Source organism: Streptomyces sp. NPDC007189 (assembly GCF_040703635.1).
GTDB lineage: Bacteria > Actinomycetota > Actinomycetes > Streptomycetales > Streptomycetaceae > Streptomyces.
In genome coordinates this window covers 1-6,086 of the sequence record NZ_JBEYEY010000059.1, presented here as the reverse complement: position 1 = coordinate 6,086, position 6,086 = coordinate 1, and the positions used below count along the sequence as shown (strand labels likewise).

Below are 6,086 nucleotides of genomic sequence, written 5' to 3'. Positions count from 1 at the left end.
AACTCACCGGCCAGCGAGTCCAGGACCACATCCATACCCCGGCCGTCCGTCACCGCCAGGAACGCCGCCTCGAAGTCCGTATCACGCGAGGACGCGATGTGCCGGTCGTCCAAGCCCAGTTCGCGAAGGTGGCCCCACTTGCCGACACTCGCCGTACCGAACACCTCGGCGCCCATGTGCCGGGCCAACTGCGTCGCCGCCATCCCCACACCACCGGCCGCCGCATGCACCAACACCCGCTCGCCGGCCTGCACCGAGCCGAGGTCCGTCAGCGCGTAGTACGCCGTGAGGAACACCACCGGCACCGAAGCCGCCTGCGTGAACGACCAGCCCTGCGGGATCCGCGCGACCCTGCGTGCGTCCGCGACGGCAACCGGGCCGAAGGAGCCGGAGAACAGGCCCATCACCCGGTCGCCGACGGCCAGTTCGGTCACACCGGGGCCGATCTCGGTCACCACACCGGCACCCTCGAGGCCGAAGTCCTTGGCGTCACCCGGATACATGCCGAGGGCGTTGAGCACATCACGGAAGTTGAGACCCGCCGCGCGTACGGCGATCCGGACCTGCCCCTCCCCCAGCTCCGACCGCGCGTCGACGGGCGTAAGGGCAAGCCCCTCCAGTGTGCCCTTCTCCGCGATGTCCAGCCGCCAGGCCGACTCCCCCACCGGCGGCGTGAGAACGCTTGTCGACGCACGGCCCAGCCGAGGCACGTACACGGCCCCACTGCGCACCGCCAACTCCGGCTCACCCGAAGCCAACGCACCCGCGACAACCCCCCACGACTCCTCCGCACCGTCCACGTCCAGCAGCACGAACCGCCCCGGAGCCTCCGCCCGCGCCGCACGCACCAGACCCCACACCGCAGCCTGAGCCGGGTCGGGGTCCTCCTCACCGATCGCGACGGCACCCTCGGTCACGACCACCAACCGAGCGCCCTCGAACCGCTCCTCCGCCAGCCAGGTCTGCACATGGGCGAGCACCGTGCGGGTGATCTCGTGAGCGGCGTCGGCCACATCACCGGCCGGCCGCTTCACCCGGATCAGGACGTCCGTGCCGGGTTCGACCGCGCCACCGGGCAGCTCGTCGGAGAGGTGGGCGGCGTACGTCGGTCCTTCCGGGGCGACCGGTACGGGCATCGGCGTCCAGTCCAGCTGGAAGAGGCTGTCGGGCCTGCCGGCGTCGGTCGCGGTGAGCGCGCCGGTCGCCTCTCGCAGGGTCAACGACTTGACCTCGGTGACCAACTCGCCAGCCGTGTCAGCGAGTTCAAGAGCGATGGTGTCCGCACCGACCGGGATCATCCGCACGCGCAGTTCCCGCGCTCCGGACGCCCACAGCGACACCCCGGCCCACGAGAACGGCAACCGGGCCCGGCCGTCACCGAACACCGGCGAGAACAGCGCCGCGTGCAGCGCGGCGTCCAGCAACGCCGGATGCAGACCGAACCGTCCCGCGGCCGTCTCCTGCTCCTCGGGCAGGGCGACCTCGGCGAAGACCTCATCACCGCGCCGCCAGACGCTCCGCAGTCCGCGGAACACCGGCCCGTACGACAGACCCAGGCCCGCGAAACGCTCGTACACCTCCTCCACGGGCTCCGCGACCGCCTCCTGCGGCGGCCACACGGCGAAGTCGAAGTCGGTCCGGGGAGCGGTGTCCGTGAGTTCGGCCAGGGTCCCGGTCGCGTGGAGGGTCCACGGCCGGTCGTCGGTCAGATCCTCGGCGCGGGAGTGGATCTCCAGCGGGCGCCGGCCGGAGTCGTCCGCCGCGCCGACCCGCACCTGGACCCGCACACCACTGCGCTCGGGCAACACCAGCGGCGCCGCGATCGTCAACTCCTCCACCCGGTCGCAGCCCGCCGACTCACCAGCCCGCAACGCCAGCTCCAGAAAGCCGGTCCCCGGGAACACCACCGAACCGGCCACCACATGGTCACGCAGCCACTCCTGCGCCCCCGGCGCCAGACGGCCCGTCAGCAGCACCTCACCCTCACCACCGGCCAGCTCCACCGCCGCACCCAGCAACGGATGCTCCGCCGAACCCAGACCCACGGCGCCGAGGTCCTTGGCGCGCAGTGCGGAGGCCGAGGGCCAGAAGCGGCGGCGCTGGAAGGCGTACGTCGGCAGCTCCGCAGCGGACCGGGCGTCAGCGGACGTCCCGGCGAACAGGGCGCTCCAGTCGAGCGCCGTGCCCCGGGTGAAGAGTTCGGCCGCCGCCGACAGGACCGAGCGGGCCTCCGGGCGGTCCTTGCGGAGCGCGGCGACGAGCAGACGGTTCTCGGCGTCGTCGCTGGTCGACTGGGCGAGCGCGGTCAGCGTGCCGTCCGGGCCCAGCTCCACGTACCGGGTGACGCCCTGCTCCTCCAGGCGCCGCACACCGTCGGCGAAGCGCACCGGGCGCCGTACGTGCCGGACCCAGTGCTCGGCCGACATCAGCTCTTCGGCGGTCGCGGACTCGCCGGTCAAGGTGGAGACGATCGGAATGCGCGGCTCCGCCGGAGTCAGGCTCTCGACCACGGCCCGGAAGCCGGCGAGCATCGGCTCCATCAACGGCGAGTGGAACGCGTGGCTCACCCGCAGTCCCGTCACCTTGCGGTCCTGCGCCCGGAAGTGCGCCGCGATCTCCTCCACCGCGCCGGCCTCACCAGAAACCACCACTGCCTGAGGGCCGTTGACCGCGGCCAGGCCCACGCGCACGTCATCGAGGAACGGCCGTACCTCGTCCTCCGACGCCTGCAGCGCCACCATCGCACCACCCGGCGGCAGCGCCTGCATCAGACGGCCGCGCGCAACCACCAGGCGGCAGGCGTCGGACAGCGACCAAACCCCGGCAACATGTGCCGCGGCGATCTCACCGATGGAGTGACCGGCCAGCACGTCCGGGCGGACGCCCCAGGACTCCAGCAGCCGGAACAAGGCCACTTCGAGGGCGAACAGGGCCGGCTGGGCGTACTCCGTGCGGTTCAGCGCCTCTACGTCCTCGCCGAAGACGACCGCCTTGAGGTCGAAGGGGAGTTCCGCGCCGACCGTGTCGAAGGCCTCCGCGAACACCGGGTACGTGGCGTACAACTCGCGGCCCATGCCGAGGCGTTGCGAGCCCTGGCCAGCAAACAGGAACGCTGTACGACCGCCGGTCTGTACCGTGTTCTGGATGGTGCCGGGTTCTGTCCGGCCCTCCGCCAGGGAGTGGAGTGCGCCCAGCAGTTCGTCGCGGTCGCCGGTCAGGACCACGGCGCGGTGCTCCAGCACCGTCCGTGTAGTGGCCAGAGCGAGGGCGGTGTCGGCGAGGGCGAGATCCGGGCGGCCTTCGATGAAGCGGGCCAGCTGCTGCGCCTGCGCGGGCAGCGCACCGCCCGCCGCGGACAGCACCCAGGGCAGGACCCGCGGGAACGTCGAATCCTGCGCCGGCGCAGTCCCGTCCGCCTCGGCCGGGCTCTCGGGCGCACCCTGAGGGGCGTCCTGAGGGGCTTCTTCGAGGATGACGTGGGCGTTGGTGCCGCTGATACCGAACGACGACACACCCGCCCGGCGCGGACGGTCACTCTCCGGCCATGCCCGCTCCTCCGTCAGGAGCGCGATGTCACCCGCCGTCCAGTCCACGTGCGACGACGGCTCGTCCACGTGCAGCGTGCGCGGCAGCACACCGTGCCGCATCGCCATCACCATCTTGATCACACCACCGACACCGGCGGCAGCCTGCGTGTGACCGATGTTCGACTTCAACGAACCCAGAAGCAGCGGCCGTTCACGGTCCTGACCGTAAGTGGCCAGGAGAGCCTGCGCCTCGATGGGGTCACCCAACGGCGTGCCCGTACCGTGCGCCTCCACCGCATCCACATCACCCGGCTTGAGCCCGGCGCCGGCAAGTGCCTGGCGGATGACCCGCTGCTGAGAGGGACCGTTCGGAGCGGTCAGTCCGTTGGAGGCACCGTCCTGGTTCACTGCGGACCCGGCGACGACGGCCAGCACACGGTGACCGTTACGGCGGGCGTCGGACAGCCGCTCCACCAGCAGCAGGCCCACGCCCTCCGACCACGCCGTGCCGTCCGCGCCGTCCGAGAACGCCTTGCACCGGCCGTCCGACGCCAGCCCCCGCTGCCGCGAGAACTCCAGGAAGGTGTCCGGGGTGGACATGACGGTCACACCGCCGGCCAGGGCGAGGTCGCATTCGCCGGAGCGCAGGGCCTGTGCCGCCAGGTGCAGGGCGACCAGCGAGGAGGAGCACGCCGTGTCGACCGTCACCGCAGGACCCTCGAAACCGAAGGTGTACGCGATACGACCGGACGCCACGCTGCCGGTGTTGCCGGTCAGGAGGTAGCCGTCCGTGCCCTCGGAGGTGCCGCGCAGCGATGTGCCGTAGTCCTGGGCCATGGCGCCGGCGAACACGCCGGTGCGGGAGCCGCGCAGGCTCGCCGGGTCGATACCGGCCCGCTCGAACACCTCCCACGACGTCTCCAGCAGCAGCCGCTGCTGCGGATCCATCGCCAGCGCCTCACGCGGCGAAATACCGAACAGGGCGGCGTCGAAGAGTGGAGCGTCGTAGAGGAATCCACCCTCGCGGACGTACGTGTGTCCCGCCCGGCCCGGCTCGGGATCGTAGAGAGCGTCCAAGTCCCAGCCCCGGTCGCCGGGGAACGCACCGATGGCGTCACCACCCTCCCGCACCAGCCGCCACAGATCCTCCGGTGAACCGACCCCACCCGGGAAACGGCACGCCATACCGACGATGACCACCGGGTCGTCGCCCACGGCGACCGGGGCCGGGAGCAGTGCCTCGTTCGCGGGCTGGGCGCCGCCGACCAGCTCGGTCGTGATGTGCCGGACCAGGGCGGCCGGGGTGGGGTAGTCGAAGATCAGGGTGGCGGGGAGCCGCATCCCGGTGGCCGCGTTGACGCGGTTGCGCAGTTCGACAGAGGTCAGGGAGTCGAAGCCGAGTTCCTTGAAGGTGTGCTCCGGCTCGATGTCGGCTGCCGAGCCGTGGCCGAGGACGGCAGCCGCCGCGCCACGGACCAGCTCCGAAACGAGCCGGTCTCTGTCCGCCGGCAGCGCCGCCGTGAGCTGGGCCTTGAGGTCCTGGCCGTGGGTTCCGGCACCCACTTCGGCCTTGCGGCGGGTGCGGACCCGGACCAGGGCCCGCAGCAGCGCGGGCACTTCGTCGGCCGCGCGCCGACGCATGCCGGCGAGGTCGAGCTCCATCGGCAGGACGGCGGCCCGCTCCAGCGCAGCGCCCCGCTCCAGTGCGACATCCAGGAGCGCGAGTCCCCGCTCCGGTGCCAGCGGCTGCATGCCCTCGCGGGCCATGCGGCGCAGGTCGGCCTCGGAGAGTTCCGCTGTCATACCGGCCCCCGGAGCCCACGGGCCCCAGGCCAAAGACGTCGCGGGCAGACCGGCCGTGCGGCGCACGCAGGCGAAGGCGTCCAGGAAGGCGTTCGCCGCCGCGTAGTTGGCCTGACCGGCACCGCCGAAGGTGCCCATGACGGACGAGAAGACGACGAACGCGGCCAGGTCCGCGTCGCGGGTCAGCTCGTGCAGATGAGCCACCGCGTCGGCCTTCGGCCGCATCACCCGGGACACACGTTCCGGCGTCAGCGACGCCACGACACCGTCGTCGACGATGCCGGCGGTATGGACGACGGCCGTCAGCGGGTGCTCGGCCGGGATCGCGCCGAGGGCGGCGGACAGCTGGTCGCGGTCGGCCACGTCTACGGCGACCACCTCGACCTGAGCACCCAACTCACCGAGTTCCGATACCAGTTCGGCGGCACCAGGCGCCTCCAGGCCACGCCGGCTGGCCAGCAGCAGGTGCCGTACGCCGTGCTCCGTGACCAGGTGCCGAGCGACCAGCGCGCCCAGACCGCCCGTGCCACCGGTCACCAGAACCGTGCCCTGCGGGTCGAGCGGCACCGGGACCGTCAGCACCACCTTGCCGACATGGCGTGCCTGGGACAGATACCGGAAGGCATCCGGCGCGCGGCGCACGTCCCAGCAGGCGACGGGGAGCGGCTTCAGCGCACCCGCCTCGAACAGCTCCACCAGATCGGTGAGCATCTGCCCGATCCGCTCGGGCGCCACGTCCATCAGGTCGAACGCCTG

1 protein-coding gene is annotated in these 6,086 nt (G+C 71.9%); it reads right to left on the bottom strand.

What is annotated here, in order from left to right:
• Positions 1-6,086, bottom strand: a 6,086-nt coding sequence (locus AB0950_RS40230) for an SDR family NAD(P)-dependent oxidoreductase (RefSeq protein WP_366780800.1), incomplete at both ends; no start/stop codon positions are given.